The sequence below is a fragment of the Pseudomonas sp. DR48 genome (assembly GCF_019823085.1).
Classification (GTDB): Bacteria; Pseudomonadota; Gammaproteobacteria; order Pseudomonadales; family Pseudomonadaceae; genus Aquipseudomonas.
The window spans coordinates 497,950-511,561 of the sequence record NZ_CP081946.1 but is presented as its reverse complement, the minus strand read 5'-3'; the positions used below and the strand labels follow the sequence as shown (position 1 = coordinate 511,561).

Here is a 13,612-nt window from a genome sequence, read left to right as displayed (position 1 = left end):
GGGATTCCTTGATCAGTCCGCGCGTGGCGGGCTGTTCTTCTCGGCTAAAGTCTTGTCGTCGCTGATGGCAATGTGGGCGCCGTTGTCCAGTTTGATCTGACCGGCCGTGACCACTTTCTCGCCGTTCTGCACACCCTTGGTAACCATCACCCGCCCGTCGCGACGCTCGCCGGTTTCGATGAAACGCCGCTCGGCGATCAGGACGGGTTGGCCCTTGTCGTCTTTCATGACGCTGCCGTCATCGGCTTTTTTCTGTGCCACCACGTACAGCGAGTTGCCGTAGAGGGTGTAGGTGATTGCGCTTTCCGGTACGACGATGCGCGGCTGCGGGTCGGGCAACAGCACCTGCAGGCTGGCGAACATGCCCGGCAGCAATTTGCCATCGGGGTTGGCCAGGGTTGCGCGGACCTGCACGTTGCGCGTGGTGTTTTCGACTTTCGGGTTGATCGCACTGATGGTGCCGGGGAAGGTTTCTTTCGGATAGGCCGCGACGATGACCTGCACCGACTGGCCGATGCCGATCTTCGGTATTGCCTGCTCCGGCACGAAGAAGTCGACATAGAGGCTACTGAGGTCCTGCAGCGTGGCGATCATCGTGCCGCTCGCGACATAGTCGCCGACATCGACCTGACGAATACCGATGGTGCCGCTGAACGGGGCGAGAATGCGCTTCTTCGCCAGCGACGCCTTGAGCTGGTTGACCGTGGCCTGATCCTTTTTCATGATCGCCAAGAGTCGGTCGAACTCACCTTTGGAGATGGCCTGGCTGCCGACCAATTGGCTGCCACGGTTGTAGTTGACCGTCGACAGCCCGAGGTCTGCCATTGCCGTTTCCAGCAACGCCTTTTCCACATCGCTGTCGAGTTGCACGATCGGTTGGCCGGCCTTGACCTTCTGCCCTGACTGGAACTGCACATCCGTGACGGTGCCGGCAGTTTCCAGGCTCAGGTCGACCCCTTGCAGCGCCTTCAGCGTGCCAACCGTGGGCAGGCGCGCTTGCCACGGCTGCTCGGTCGCGGTGGCCACGGCGACACTGATCGGTGGTTTCGGTGCGGAAAAGCCTTGAATCATCGTGTAGATGGAGAAAGCTTTGTAAGCGGCCAGGACCAGCACGATCAGCAGAACAACACCCAACATGATCAGCATGCGGCGACGCAGCATAGTTCCAGTTCCTTGGAGAAATCAGGTGAGACAGTCCGGCACATTACCCCGAGTCGGAGGGGGTTTCCAACTGGTAGAACTTACAGGCAAACGGCGTCACGCCCTGTAGCCGCTGCCGATGGCTGCGCTTGCGGCTACAGGAGAGCGTGTTTAGACGAGGTGAAGGTGGTTGTCCCAAAGCCCTGCGGGAAGCTCCAGCGGTTTTGCAACCAAATCTGTCTGACGGCAATCGTAGAACCGGCAACGGCCCTGGCCCGAGGTCACGACAAAACCATCCGCCACGGCACCCACTCCGGCGCAATCAGGAAGCGGCGCATCCAGGCGCACTTCGCCGCTGTCCATGTCCCAGATGAAAAAGCGGTTGCCGCGCGGCGCGGTCAAGGCGACCAGCCGCAACTCACTGTGTACCGCGACGCTGGCGGTGTAATGCCCCATCGCCTGCAACTGATGCTCAGGCACCGGGAACGCCACGAATGGTTGGCCGGGACGCTTGATCGCCAGCAACTCCGAAGACTCGTGGGACGGCCCCATGAATTGCTGGCCGGCGACGATGGTGCCGTCGCTGGCGACCCCCAGATGACGCACGCTGTTCATCTGCTGGGCGAGGGTTTCCTTGCTCAGCAGCGTGCCGTCGCGTTGCATCAGCACCAAGCTCGGTTCCATGGCATTGAGGTTCATCTCGACCCGGCTTTCAGCCTCGGTGCGAATGCCGCCGTTGGCCACCACCAGGGTCTCGCCATCGGGCATCCACGACACCTGATGCGGACCGATGCCATGGGTGGAAATCTCGCCACTGTGTACCAATCGTTCACCTTCGAACTTATACACACCCAGCAATCCGCGACCCGGATCGGAGGTGTCGTTCTCGGTGGCGTACAGCCAGTCACCGCTCTTGTGAATCACCGCATGACCATAGAAATGGCGGTTTGGCCGCGAGACCACGGTTTGCAGCAGCGTGCCGTCGCGCAGGTCGATCAGGTAACTCTCGGTGCCCGGACGCCGGGCGACAAACAGCGCGATCGGCAGCGTCGGGTGGTTGATGATGTCGTGGCAACGCTGGCCGACCCGGGTGGCGAACACGCGGGTGCCGTCCAGCCGATAACCGACGGCGTAATGCTGGCCGTCGGTGTCGTCCCGTGCCGAGAGCAGCAGCGGGCTTTTATCCTTTTGCTTGAACAGCGTCCAGCCGCCCAGTGTCACTGCTCCCAGCAGCAGACTACCTAAAGTCAGAGCCTGACGTCGCAGCATGGCACTCGCCCTCATCAGTCACCGTCGTTGGCGTTGAAGCCCAGTTGAATACCCAGCGCCTTGGCCAGTTCGCCTTCGTGCAGGCGATGGACGACGTTGAGGCTGTCGTAGAGGTCATTGAGTTGCTGGCGTCCGGCGTCGTCGTTGAGCATTTCGCCCAGCGAACGCTGGTTGCTGGCGAACAGTTTGAGGGCCGCAGCGTAAGCGGCATCGATCTTGTCGGCCAACGGCTTTTGCTCGCTCGGCAACAGACCGCGCAGGCCTTTGTTGTCGACGCCTTCCCACACCGTTCTGGCGGCGGCGAGGCTGGCTTCGAGGCCGGTCAGGGACGACTGGCTGCGCCATGCGTCGGCCTGGAACGGTTGTGGCACACCCTTGGTCTGGCGACCCATCGGCGTGCCGAGTTTTTTCTTCAGGGTGTCGAGGGCGGTGACCTGCACGCGCAGCAAATCGGCGATCGCCTCGTGGGAATCGGCGTAGCGCTGGTTCGGAAACTTGCTCATCTGCGCGAGCATGCCGTCGGTGTTGTTCCAGGTTTTCAGGATCTCTTCGGCCAACTGTTTCTGCCGCTCGCCAATCGCCTTCAGTAGTGGGCAATACCTGGCTTTCTGCGCGTCGTTGGCCACGTCAGGCTTGCTGTCGAACAGGATGTATTCGTAGGCGGAAAGGCCCTGCACCACGACGCTGGACTTGGCCAGCTCGGCGGCATCGATCTGCGGCTGCGCGGTGACCAGTTGTTCGACCTGACGGCCCACGAGGTTTTTCTTGTCCGGCCAGAACTGCACCTGCCAGGCGCGATTGCCTTCGGCCAGCGGCCCGATCAGCAGCGGTTGCAGTTCGGCCCAGGCTTTCTGCGCGTGCAGGAAGTCGGCGCGAGCGGTGTCGAGGTTTTCCTTGCCTTCGCAGTAGGCGAGGGCGCTGACGGCCAATTGACGGTCGGCTTCAACCCAGCGCGTGTAGGTCGGCAGGATCACTGACTTGGCAATCGCCGCAGAGGTAACAGCTTGTGGGTCCTGTGGCGAACAGGCGCCCAAGGCTAGCGCTGCAAGGCTGGTGAATAACAACTTGGGACGGAACATGTCGGGCTCCCGATTCTTTATCAGTGTTCAAAGAGAATTCAAAAACGCCAGCAACGCAGCGCGCTGCTCGGCATTGAAAGACAAAACCTGTTGCTGCGCCGCTTTGGCTTCGCCGCCATGCCAGAGCACGGCTTCGAGCAGGTTGCGGGCGCGGCCGTCATGCAGGAACTGGGTATGGCCACTGACCGCCTGCGTCAGGCCGATGCCCCACAACGGCGGGGTGCGCCAGTCGCGGCCGCTGGCCTGGAATTCGCTGCGGTTGTCGGCCAGACCGTCGCCCATGTCGTGCAGCAGCAGATCGCTGTACGGGCGAATCACTTGATTGGCCAGTTCCGGTTCGGCGGCGTTGGCGGCGGTGGTGTATTTGGGGGTGTGACAGGACTGGCATCCGGCCTGGAAAAACAGGTTCTTGCCGGCCAGCACTTCGGGCGCGTTGACATCGCGGCGAGCCGGTACGGCAAGGTTGCGGCTGTAGAACAGCACCAGGCGCAGAATGTTGTCGCTGACTTCCGGCTCGCCCTCTGGATCATTGCCGTTGGGCGCCTGTTTGCATGCGGTTTGCGCATCGGTGCAGTCGTCGATGGGCCTCAGGCTGGTGGTCAGGCCCATGTCGCCGGAAAACGCGTGGACGTTTTGTTGATTCAGGTTCGGTTGTCCGGCCTTCCAGCCGAATCGGCCGAGGACGGTTTTTTGTTGCGCGTCATCCCAGACCCGGTTCGGGCGTCCGGCGATGCCGTTTTTGTCCTTGGCCTGGGCTTCGGCGTTGGCCAGGATCGCCTCGTCGGGAATGGCTTCGAGCAAGCCCAGGCCAATCATCGGTGGCGCAACCCGGGCCGAGAATCGGGTGTCTGGGTGCATCGGGCCATAACCCAACCGGGAAATGTTCAGGCTCGGCTTGCGCAACTCGACTTCGGTGCCGTCCTTGAAACGCACCGGGACCGATGTGTAGTCAACACGCACTTTGCCTTCCGGGGCCACGCCCGGCACGGCCATGTCCTGGAGTTGGCCACCGTAGACCGGCTCCGGAACCACACCCAATTGCTCGATGACCTTGGCATAGGCCGGCGCGTCGGGGATCGACAAACGCACCAGCATCGACACCGCATTTGGCGCATCGGGCGTCGGCGGATGACCGCGGCCATCCTTGATATGGCAGCCCTGGCAGGCGTTGGTGTTGAACAACGGGCCGAGGCCATCCCGGGCGGTGGTGGTCGATGGAGCGATCACCCAGGGGCTGCGGAAGAAACTGTTGCCAACGCTGAAATCCACGCGCCGTGACGGCGGCAGGTTGGCGGAGGGCAGGGAAAAGGCATTCTGATCAGTCTTGCGCACGGTCGCTGCGCCACCGGACCGGGATTCACCGGGTTCGGCCTTGGTAAAACGCGGGGCGTCATCGCAGGCACTCAGGCCCAGGGCCAGAAACAGTGCGGACAAGCGAAGAAGCAGCGAGGGCATCAGACATCCTGCAAGACGAGCAAAACAAGGGCGCAAAGTCTAACAGGGCACGGGAGTTTGAATAAGAGGAATTATCGTTTACTTGATGTGGGGCAAAAATTGTTGGGTTAACACGATCCCCCTGTGGGAGTGAGCCTGCTCGCGATAGCGGTGTGTCAGGCGCCAGCGATTTCAACTGACACATCGCTATCGCGAGCAGGCTCACTCCCACAATGGATCGGTGGTTGGCAGGCATTAAAAAGGCGACCCTAAGGTCGCCTTTTTTGTTCAGCCAGCGTTGATCAGAACTCGTGATCAGCGTTGTCCGGGTTCAGGTCGCTGATGCCCAGCTTGCCGGCGGCGGCTTCGATCGAACCGGTCTGCTTGACCAGCGAAGCAATCGCGTCGCGCACGATCTGGTTACCGGCGGTGTTGCCGGCAGCGATCAGTTGGTCGTAGTGCTCACCCTTGTTGGCGTGATCGACCATGACCTGGATCTTGGCTTCGGTTGCGGCCAGGTCGGCTTTCAGCGTGGCGTCGGCGGCCGGATCGGCCTTGGCCACCAGGGACGACAGGCTTGCGCCGGTCATTTTGGTGCCGTCGACGCGGGTGTATTCGCCCAGGTACACGTTACGAATGCCCTTGGCATCGTAGAAGTGCGAGTTGTGGGTGTTGTCGCTGAAGCAATCCTGTTCGTCTTCCGGGGAGTTGGCTTCCAGGGAAACCTTCATGCGCTCGCCGGCCAGTTCGCCCAGGGACAGGCTGCCCATGCCGAACAGCATTTTGCGCAGGCCCGTATCAACCGGTTCCGCTTCCAGGGTGGCGCGGTAGTTGTCGGCCACGTTCGGCTTCCAGTTGCCGACCATTTCTTCCAGGTCGCTGACCAGCAATTGGGTCACGGCCTTCAGGTAGGCGCGGCGACGATCGTTGTGACCGCCGGTGGCACCATTGCCTTCCAGGTAGTCGGAGGCCGGGCGGTTGCCGGCGCCAGGGCCGGTGCCGTTCAGGTCCTGGCCCCACAGCAGGAATTCGATGGCGTGGTAACCGGTGGCAACGTTGGCTTCCGAACCGCCCAGCTCGTTGAGGCTGGCGAGTTTTTCCGGGGTGATGTCTTTGACATCGACCTTGTCTTCGCCGACCTGCACTTCAGTGTTGGCGATGATATTGGCCGTGGCGCCCGGGTTACCCAGTGCGTGTTCGTAGGACTTGTCGACATAGTCGATCAGGCCTTCGTCCAGTGGCCAGCTGTTCACCTGACCTTCCCAGTCGTCGATGATGGTGTTGCCGAAGCGGAATACTTCGCTCTGCAGGTACGGAACGCGGGCAGCGACCCAGGCAGCCCTGGCGGCTTTGAGGGTTTCGGCATTCGGCTTGGCGAGGAAGGCGTCTACGGCGGTTTGCAGGGTTTTCGCGGCGGATTCGGCATCGCTGTAAACGGCGAAGACCATGTCGGCGTAATGCGCGATAACGGCTTTGGCGGCGGCTTCGTCGACTTTGCTGGCGGCTGCCGGGGCGGCAGCGGGTGCCGCAGTGCTGGCAGCCGGCGTTGGCGCAGGCGCCGCGGCGGTCTTGTCTTTGCCTTCGCCACAACCGGCGAGGGAAATAGCGATGGCCAACAGACTGGCGGTGGCCAGAGGCATACGAATCATGGCGAACATCCTGCTTCGAGAGGGTGGAATGGCGCAGCAAGCGCGCAAAGCTGCGACATAATGCAAATCTTTCGCATTATGTGTAAAGGGCGCGGTTGGAAATATTTCTTATTCAGACAGGTGTCGTTCATGGATCAAAAGATCGCAGCCTCGTTTCACTCGACAGCTCCTACAGGGGGGTCATGATTCCTGTAGGAGCTGTCGAGTGAAACGAGGCTGCGATCCTTGATCTTCTACAAAATGGCCGCATTGCTGCGTTGCGCCTGCCTGAGGTAGGCGCTCAATTCCCGTGCCGGCAGTGGCTTGCTGTAGTGATAGCCCTGACCTTCATGGCAGCCTTCGGAAATGATGTAGGCCTCTTGCTCGGCGGTTTCCACGCCTTCGGCAATCACCTGCATGCCCAGGCTCTTGCCCAGCTGGATGATCGCCCGAACGATGGTTGCATCATCGTCGTCATCGAGCAGGTCCTGCACGAAGCTCTTGTCGATCTTGATCTTGTCCAGCGGCAGGCTTTTCAGATAGCTCAGTGATGAATAACCGGTGCCGAAGTCGTCGATGGCGATCAGTGCGCCGGAGCGACGCAGGCTCAGTAAATGTTGGGCGGCGGTGCTGATGTCTTCCATCAGGCCGGTTTCGGTCACTTCCAGTTCCAGGCTGCGCGGCGGCAGACGGTACATTTGCAACAGGTTGTTCACCACCCGTGGCAGCTCGGCGTGGTGCAACTGCACGGTGGACAGGTTCACTGCCATGCGCAAATCGGGGAAGCCCTGGTCGTGCCAATCGCGCAGTTGTTTGCACGCTTGATCCAGCACCCATTCGCCAATGGCAATGATGGTGCCGTTCTGCTCGGCCAGCGGGATGAACAGGTCCGGTGGTACCAGGCCATGCTCGGGATGCTGCCAGCGTATCAACGCTTCGACGCCCACTACTCGATGATCGCGGTAGCTGATCTGCGGTTGGTAGACGAGGTAGAACTGCTCGCGGGCGAGGGCGTCGCGCAGGTCTTTTTCCAGCTCGCGACGTCGGCGCATTTCGGTGTCGACGCTGGCGATGTAGAACTGATAACGGTTGCGCGAGCGGGTTTTGGCCAGGGTCATGGTCTGCTCGGCCTTTTGCAGCAGCTTCTCGGTGCTGTCACCGTCCTCGGGGAACAAGGTGATGCCGATGGTGGCGCGCAGGCGGATTTCCTGATGATCGAGGGCGAACGCCGCTTCCAGGTCATCAAGAATGCTTTGCGCCAGTTCGGCGGCTTCGTAAGGTTGCTCGATATCGGCCTGGACCAGGGCGAACTGGTCGCCACCCAGGCGGGCGAGGGCGCCAAGACGACCGCTGTGAGCCCGCAGTCGATCGGCCAGGGCCAGCAGCAATTGGTCGCCGGTCTGATAACTGAACTGTTCGTTGATGCCTTTGAAATCGTCCAGGCCTACCACCAGCACCGCGACCCGACGTTGCAATTTGCCGGCGTCGACCAGGATCTTGTCCAGTTGCTGCTGCAATTGCTGGCGGTTCGGTAAACCGGTGAGGAAGTCGTACTGGGCCATGCGCAACAGGCTGTTTTCCGCCTCGTGACGCAGGTGGGTGTTGCGTTCGATGGATTCGAGCAACTGGTTGGCGGTGCTGATCCAGATCCCCAGTTCGTTCTTTTCGTGGCCTTTGAGCTGCGGAATCTTGTGTTCGCTGGGGCGGTCCGGGTTGATTTCGGTCAGGTGTTCGATGATGCGCGACAGCGGTTTGGTCAGCAGCCAGTGGTAGACCAGGTACAGCACCAGGCCCATGGCCAGGGCGCGCAGTACGCCGGAAATGAAGATGATCACCGAGCTGACGATAAACCCCTGGCCGTAGGTGGCGGTGTCGAGGGTGATGCTCAGGTCGCCGTAATATTCGCTGTAGGGGCCGCGGCCGACGAGTTGGGTGGTGAAAGTACGCTCGTTGCCGAGGATCAGGTCGGTCAGCCAGCGACTGTGCGAATGCTGCAGTTCGCGAGATTTTTGCGCGAGCATGGCTTCGTTGGGATGGCCGATGGAGGCCTGGCGCACGGCGTCGTCCTGGAACAGGCCTTCGATGACCTGCATGCCCATTTCCCGGTCCAGGCTGTAGACGGCCTGGGTGGAGGGGTCGCGGAACATGTCGAGGATGCGTTGGGCATCGTTGGCCACGGCCTGGCGTGTTTTATAGGCATCGAAAACGATCTGGGCGCAGCTCAAGACTACGCCGACGATCAATGCCGACAGGAGCACGACCCGGAGCAACTTCACCGACAAGCTGTTCTTGAGTTCCAGCTTCAAAGGGTTATTCCTTGTTCCGTGCGGGTAGCATCAAGTTGCCATGAGTATTGGCAATCCTGTGATGGCAGTCAAAGGGACATTCAATCACAAGGGGGGTTGTCTGTGGGCTTGGACGATTTGCTGTTGTTTTGAGTTTTTGCCCTATTGGTACTGTGTCGGTTGTTGGGGCCTTCAACTTGAGCGGGATTGAGGTCTTTTTTCTTCTTGGTTGATGGTAGACGGGTATGGCGTTGGGGCAAGGGGCTGAACGCTGGTTTCATTGTCGGAAATTGTCACTGGGCTTTGGCTGTTTTTCGTGGCGGCCTTTGGGCCGACCATGTTTTGGGTTGACCGGGTGTATATCCGTTGCTGCGGTAACGGCGACTTAGGGTTTCGCCCTGACGGCGACTCACTTTTTTTGACAGACGCCTCAAAAAAAGTAAGCAAAAAAAAGGCTCGCCCCGGCGTCCGGCCCCTCGCTGGGGCTCGGCGTTCCTTCGTTCCGGCATTCATCTGGGGGCATCGCCTCCGGTCGGCTTCGCTTCGACCTCCTCTCGATGTGTTCGACTTCGTCGAACGGCGCTGCGCGCCTGCCCCCCAGATGAACGCCTCCACTCAGCCTCCCGAAGGGGCGGGTAGATCAAAAGCCAGATCAAGAGCTGCAGGCGAGCTACCGCTCGGCCTGTTGAGTGGTTAGGAGCGGGCGGGGTGCCTCGATTTATTGTGGGCGCGGCGGTGCGGCGATCCGACTTGCCCGCGATGGCGGCCTGGCAGCCGACCGATCACTTGCAGGTGAACACCGAACCCCTGTGGGAGCTGGCCTGCCGGCGATGGCGGCATGCCAGCCGACCAATCTCTTGCAGGTGCACACCGAACCCTGTGGGAGCGGGCTTGCCCGCGATGGCGGCCTGATAGCCGACCATTCTCTTGCAGGTGAACACCGGCCCCCTGTGGAAAGCTGGCCTGCCAGCGATGGCGACCTGCCAGCCGACCAGTCTCTTGCAGGTGTACACCGAACCCTGTGGAAGCTGGCCTGTCAGCCAACCAGTCTCTTGCAGGCGCACATCGAACCCTGTGGGAGCGAGCTTGCTCGCGATGGCGGCCTGATAGCCGACCATTCTCTTCCTGTTGCCCCTTGATCGTTCCCTACGCTCCGCGTGGGAATGCAGCCAGGGACGCTCCGCGTTCCATTTTTGTGTTTAACGATGTGTAAGAAACGCAGCACTTTCCCACGCATTTTTCAGGTTGCCGGGTAGGAAGCAGTGTCTCTAACCTCTGGCTGTCGCTGAAACCTCAGCGACCGGGTGTGAGAACCCGGAACAGATATGTTGAATCTAGCGCCAGCATCACCATAATTGCCGCCAGCTATTCGCTGCCTGCGATGCTCTATGGCGGCTGTGTGCGGGCGGACTTCGGTCCGGCCGGTTCTCTGTTCCCGGTTTTCTCACCCTGCACATAGCTGCCACCACTTTCCGTGTGAGAAACGAAAAGTGGCGGCTCCAAAAAATGAACAGGGAAATCAAATGAGCAAAATTGTCCCCGATCCACCCGTTAACACCGCTACCCCCAACGCCGAAGCCACCGAAGCCGAAGCGCTCATCAAAGACCGCGAAGCCATAAACCGCGCCCTCGATTACTACCTCGATCCCCCCGAACCCTACAGCGTCAAAACTCGACGCCCGAGCACGATGTTCATGATCGCTCCCGACACGGATACCGAAAGTCTGCTGGCCCAGGCCTGTGAGTCCTTGGCGTCCGCCAGTGTCATGGCCAGCGATTTCGCCACAAACCTGATCGGCCCGCAGCGCAACACTGTGCTGGCGATTCAGCAGATCGTCATGCTTGCGGAGTTGGCGGTGAACCGGGCGTTGGATAATGTCGATCCGCAAGGGGCCTGACTTTTTCCAGGCCATAAAAAACCCGGCATAAAGCCGGGTTTTTTTGACTGGTGTCGATCTTAAGCGGTGAAGGTTTTGCCTTCGAACTGCTCAGCCACGAATTTCCAGTTGACCAGGTTCCAGAACGCTTCGACGTATTTCGGACGAAGGTTACGGTAGTCGATGTAGTAAGCGTGTTCCCAGACGTCGCAGGTCAGCAGCGGGGTGTCGCCGTTGGTCAGCGGGTTGCCGGCGCCGATGGTGCTGGCCAGGGCCAGGGAACCGTCAGCCTTTTTCACCAGCCAGCCCCAGCCGGAACCGAAGGTGCCGATCGAGGTTTTGCTGAATTCTTCTTTGAACTTGTCGAACGAACCGAAGGAAGCGTTGATGGCTTCAGCCAGCGCGCCGGTTGGTTGACCGCCAGCGTTTGGCGCCAGGCAGTTCCAGTAGAACGTGTGGTTCCAGACCTGAGCGGCGTTGTTGAAGATGCCACCCGAGGAAGTCTTGACGATTTGTTCCAGGGTCTTGCCTTCGAACTCGGTGCCTGGCACCAGGTTGTTCAGGTTCACGACGTAGGTGTTGTGGTGCTTGTCGTGGTGGTATTCCAGAGTTTCCTTGGAAATGTGCGGCTGCAGGGCATCGTGTGCGTAAGGCAGCGGCGGCAATTCGAAAGCCATGATGATTCTCCTAATCAGGTCAGTTGCGGTGAGCGCAAGGCCGATCACGGGCGGCCAGACAAGCGCCGGGGAGTTTGTACTCTTTGCGGCGCATCGGATCGGATCATAGCACCGGGGGTGCGGCATAACCACGCAACAACTGTGTGGGATAGAGGTTCCAGAGCCTTTTGGAATAATCAGGGGGCGACGATTAATTGAAAGGCCACCGCAAACATCATCACCGCCACCAGCAGATCGAGAATCCGCCAGGTGCTGGGCCGTGCCAGCCACGGCGCCAACCAGGCGGCGCCGAGGGCCAGGGTGAAGAACCACAGCAACGACGCACTGGCCGCGCCGACGACATAGGCGCCGGGCTCGGTTTGTTGGGCGCCGAGGGAGCCGATCAACAACACCGTATCCAGATAAACGTGCGGGTTGAGCAAGGTCACCGCCAGGGCGCTGAGCATTACTGCACGCAGTGAGCGAACCGTTTGGTTTTCACCTTGTTGCAAGCTTTGTTTCGAACAGGCCCGACGCAGCGCCTGACTGCCATACCAGATCAGAAACACCGCGCCACCCCAACGGGCGACTGCCAACAGGGTCGGGTTTTGCGCGAGGACGGTTGCCAGGCCGAATACGCCCGCGGCGACCAATAATGCATCGCACGCCACACACAGCGCCGCCACCGGCAGGTGATGTTCGCGGCGAAGGCTTTGCGCCAGGACAAACGCATTCTGGGTGCCAATCGCCATGATCAATCCGGCGGCCACCAGCAGGCCGTTCACGTAACTTTGCCACATAGGTTTTACTCCGCGTTGGCTGCCAGGTCGCGCAGCACTTGCAGTGCGCGTTGGGCGTCGGCCTGACCGACGAATAAATGGTCGTGGTAGTAACCGGCGATCACGTTGCAACTGATGCCGGCCTGGCCCAGGGCCGTGGCGAATGCGGCCGTCAGGCCGACGGCTTCGAGGGCCGAGTGCACGTTCAAGGTGATCCAGGCCGCGACGTAGTCGAAGCTGAAACCGGCCTGTTCAGCGTGGGAACGTTGCAGAATCACCGTCAGGCCTTCCTGCTCACGGAAGCTGCCGATGATCTCAAGTCCTGCCGGTAACGTGCTGTCGCGCAGGGTGCAGAACACGTATTCGCCGTCGTTGAGTTGCGGGCTCATGCTGCGCAGCAAGGTGGCCAATGATGTTTCGCCAGCCATGTCGATGTTCCTTGTGAAAGAGTGCTTGCCGGGCATTCTCCGCTGCTAACCTGTATAAGAAAAACCAATCATGCTGATCGCTCATTAGGAAAACTGATGTTCGACTATAAATTGCTTTCCGCCTTGGCCGCCGTGGTCGAGCAGGCTGGATTTGAACGCGCCGCGCAGGTGTTGGGGTTGTCGCAGTCGGCGATTTCCCAGCGGATCAAACTGCTGGAGGCGCGAGTCGGCCAGCCGGTGTTGGTGCGGATCACTCCGCCGGCGCCGACCGAGATTGGTCGCCGCCTGCTTAACCACGTCCAGCAGGTGCGTTTGCTTGAGCGGGATCTACAGACGCTGGTCCCGGCGCTGGACGAAGAAGGTCTGCCGGAACGGCTGCGAATCGCCTTGAACGCTGACAGCCTCGCCACATGGTGGGCCGCTGCCGTCAGTGACTTCTGCGCCGAGCAGCACTTGCTGCTGGATCTGGTCGTTGAAGACCAGACCGTCGGCCTCAAACGCATGCGCGCGGGCGAGGTGGCCGCGTGCATTTGCGCCAGCGAACGGCCGGTGGCCGGTGCGCGCAGCGTGTTATTGGGCGCCATGCGTTATCGGGCATTGGCCAGCCCGGCGTTCATTACGCGGCATTTTCCTGAAGGGGTTCGTGCTGACCTGCTGGCGAAAACCCCTGCGCTGGTCTTCGGCCCCGACGATTTCCTGCAGCATCGCTACCTTGCTTCGTTGGGGGTCGAGGGAGGTTTCGAACACCATTTATGCCCGTCATCCGAAGGCTTCATCCGCTTGACCGAGGCCGGTCTCGGCTGGGGCCTGGTGCCGGAATTACAGGTGCGCGAGCAACTGGAGCGCGGCGTTCTGGTCGAGCTTTTGCCAGATAAGCCCATCGATGTGCCGCTGTACTGGCATCATTGGCGCAATGGCGGTCAGCTTCTGGGGTTGTTGACCGATCAATTGGTACGTTCGTCGAAGCAATGGCTGGTGCCCTGGAAGCAGCCATAAGCGTCAAGCAGCAAGCCGCAAGTGAAGCGCTTGCGGACCGT

At 60.6% G+C, this 13,612-nt stretch carries 12 protein-coding genes; 2 read left to right on the top strand and 10 right to left on the bottom strand.

The features are described from left to right. Window positions 1-12 precede the first annotated feature (12 nt). The 7 genes from K5K95_RS02365 to K5K95_RS02335 all read right to left on the bottom strand — a co-directional run bounded on the left by K5K95_RS02365 (window position 13) and on the right by K5K95_RS02335 (window position 9,953). Window positions 13-1,161 (bottom strand): efflux RND transporter periplasmic adaptor subunit, encoded by a 1,149-nt coding sequence (locus K5K95_RS02365; RefSeq protein WP_222588234.1) that lies wholly within the window; start codon window positions 1,159-1,161, stop codon window positions 13-15. 150 nt (window positions 1,162-1,311) lie between these two features. Further along, window positions 1,312-2,409 carry a DUF1513 domain-containing protein gene (locus K5K95_RS02360; protein WP_222588233.1) on the bottom strand — a complete coding sequence of 366 codons (1,098 nt, stop codon included), beginning with the start codon at window positions 2,407-2,409 and terminating at the stop codon, window positions 1,312-1,314. Between the two features lie 14 nt (window positions 2,410-2,423). Beyond that, window positions 2,424-3,488 (bottom strand): imelysin family protein, encoded by a 1,065-nt coding sequence (locus K5K95_RS02355; RefSeq protein WP_222588232.1) that lies wholly within the window; start codon window positions 3,486-3,488, stop codon window positions 2,424-2,426. 27 nt (window positions 3,489-3,515) lie between these two features. Then, a complete protein-coding gene (locus K5K95_RS02350; protein WP_222588231.1) occupies window positions 3,516-4,943 on the bottom strand; it encodes a di-heme oxidoredictase family protein in 1,428 nt (475 codons plus the stop codon). 281 nt (window positions 4,944-5,224) lie between these two features. Continuing rightward, entirely contained in the window at window positions 5,225-6,571 is a 1,347-nt protein-coding gene (locus tag K5K95_RS02345) for an imelysin family protein (RefSeq protein ID WP_222588230.1), read from the bottom strand. A 233-nt stretch (window positions 6,572-6,804) separates the two neighbouring features. After that, window positions 6,805-8,856 carry a putative bifunctional diguanylate cyclase/phosphodiesterase gene (locus tag K5K95_RS02340; RefSeq protein ID WP_222588229.1) on the bottom strand — a complete coding sequence of 684 codons (2,052 nt, stop codon included), beginning with the start codon at window positions 8,854-8,856 and terminating at the stop codon, window positions 6,805-6,807. 761 nt (window positions 8,857-9,617) lie between these two features. Further along, a complete protein-coding gene (locus tag K5K95_RS02335; protein ID WP_222588228.1) occupies window positions 9,618-9,953 on the bottom strand; it encodes a hypothetical protein in 336 nt (111 codons plus the stop codon). A 405-nt stretch (window positions 9,954-10,358) separates the two neighbouring features. On the opposite strand from K5K95_RS02335, the gene K5K95_RS02330 reads away from it, so the two are divergent. Beyond that, complete coding sequence (locus K5K95_RS02330; RefSeq protein WP_222588227.1) at window positions 10,359-10,733, top strand: DUF6124 family protein; 375 nt, start codon at window positions 10,359-10,361, stop codon at window positions 10,731-10,733. Between the two features lie 59 nt (window positions 10,734-10,792). On the opposite strand, the gene K5K95_RS02325 is transcribed toward K5K95_RS02330, so the two are convergent. The 3 genes from K5K95_RS02325 to K5K95_RS02315 all read right to left on the bottom strand — a co-directional run bounded on the left by K5K95_RS02325 (window position 10,793) and on the right by K5K95_RS02315 (window position 12,575). Continuing rightward, entirely contained in the window at window positions 10,793-11,389 is a 597-nt protein-coding gene (locus K5K95_RS02325; RefSeq protein WP_222588226.1) for a superoxide dismutase, read from the bottom strand. A gap of 176 nt (window positions 11,390-11,565) precedes the next feature. Next, entirely contained in the window at window positions 11,566-12,168 is a 603-nt protein-coding gene (locus tag K5K95_RS02320; RefSeq protein ID WP_222588225.1) for a LysE/ArgO family amino acid transporter, read from the bottom strand. A gap of 5 nt (window positions 12,169-12,173) precedes the next feature. After that, entirely contained in the window at window positions 12,174-12,575 is a 402-nt protein-coding gene (locus tag K5K95_RS02315; RefSeq protein ID WP_222588224.1) for an ACT domain-containing protein, read from the bottom strand. A 96-nt stretch (window positions 12,576-12,671) separates the two neighbouring features. On the opposite strand from K5K95_RS02315, the gene K5K95_RS02310 reads away from it, so the two are divergent. Next, on the top strand, window positions 12,672-13,571 hold the full coding sequence (locus tag K5K95_RS02310) for a LysR family transcriptional regulator ArgP (protein ID WP_222588223.1): 900 nt from the start codon (window positions 12,672-12,674) through the stop codon (window positions 13,569-13,571). Window positions 13,572-13,612 lie beyond the last annotated feature (41 nt).

What these genes read in the sequence shown, in the direction of transcription:
- K5K95_RS02365 (WP_222588234.1), bottom strand. Translation starts at nt 1,161, where the DNA reads ATGCTGCGTCGCCGCATGCTGATCATGTTGGGTGTTGTTCTGCTGATC.
- K5K95_RS02360 (WP_222588233.1), bottom strand. Translation starts at nt 2,409, where the DNA reads ATGCTGCGACGTCAGGCTCTGACTTTAGGTAGTCTGCTGCTGGGAGCA.
- K5K95_RS02355 (WP_222588232.1), bottom strand. Translation starts at nt 3,488, where the DNA reads ATGTTCCGTCCCAAGTTGTTATTCACCAGCCTTGCAGCGCTAGCCTTG.
- K5K95_RS02350 (WP_222588231.1), bottom strand. Translation starts at nt 4,943, where the DNA reads ATGCCCTCGCTGCTTCTTCGCTTGTCCGCACTGTTTCTGGCCCTGGGC.
- K5K95_RS02345 (WP_222588230.1), bottom strand. Translation starts at nt 6,571, where the DNA reads ATGATTCGTATGCCTCTGGCCACCGCCAGTCTGTTGGCCATCGCTATT.
- K5K95_RS02335 (WP_222588228.1), bottom strand. Translation starts at nt 9,953, where the DNA reads ATGGTCGGCTATCAGGCCGCCATCGCGAGCAAGCTCGCTCCCACAGGG.
- K5K95_RS02330 (WP_222588227.1), top strand. Translation starts at nt 10,359, where the DNA reads ATGAGCAAAATTGTCCCCGATCCACCCGTTAACACCGCTACCCCCAAC.
- K5K95_RS02325 (WP_222588226.1), bottom strand. Translation starts at nt 11,389, where the DNA reads ATGGCTTTCGAATTGCCGCCGCTGCCTTACGCACACGATGCCCTGCAG.
- K5K95_RS02320 (WP_222588225.1), bottom strand. Translation starts at nt 12,168, where the DNA reads ATGTGGCAAAGTTACGTGAACGGCCTGCTGGTGGCCGCCGGATTGATC.
- K5K95_RS02315 (WP_222588224.1), bottom strand. Translation starts at nt 12,575, where the DNA reads ATGGCTGGCGAAACATCATTGGCCACCTTGCTGCGCAGCATGAGCCCG.
- K5K95_RS02310 (WP_222588223.1), top strand. Translation starts at nt 12,672, where the DNA reads ATGTTCGACTATAAATTGCTTTCCGCCTTGGCCGCCGTGGTCGAGCAG.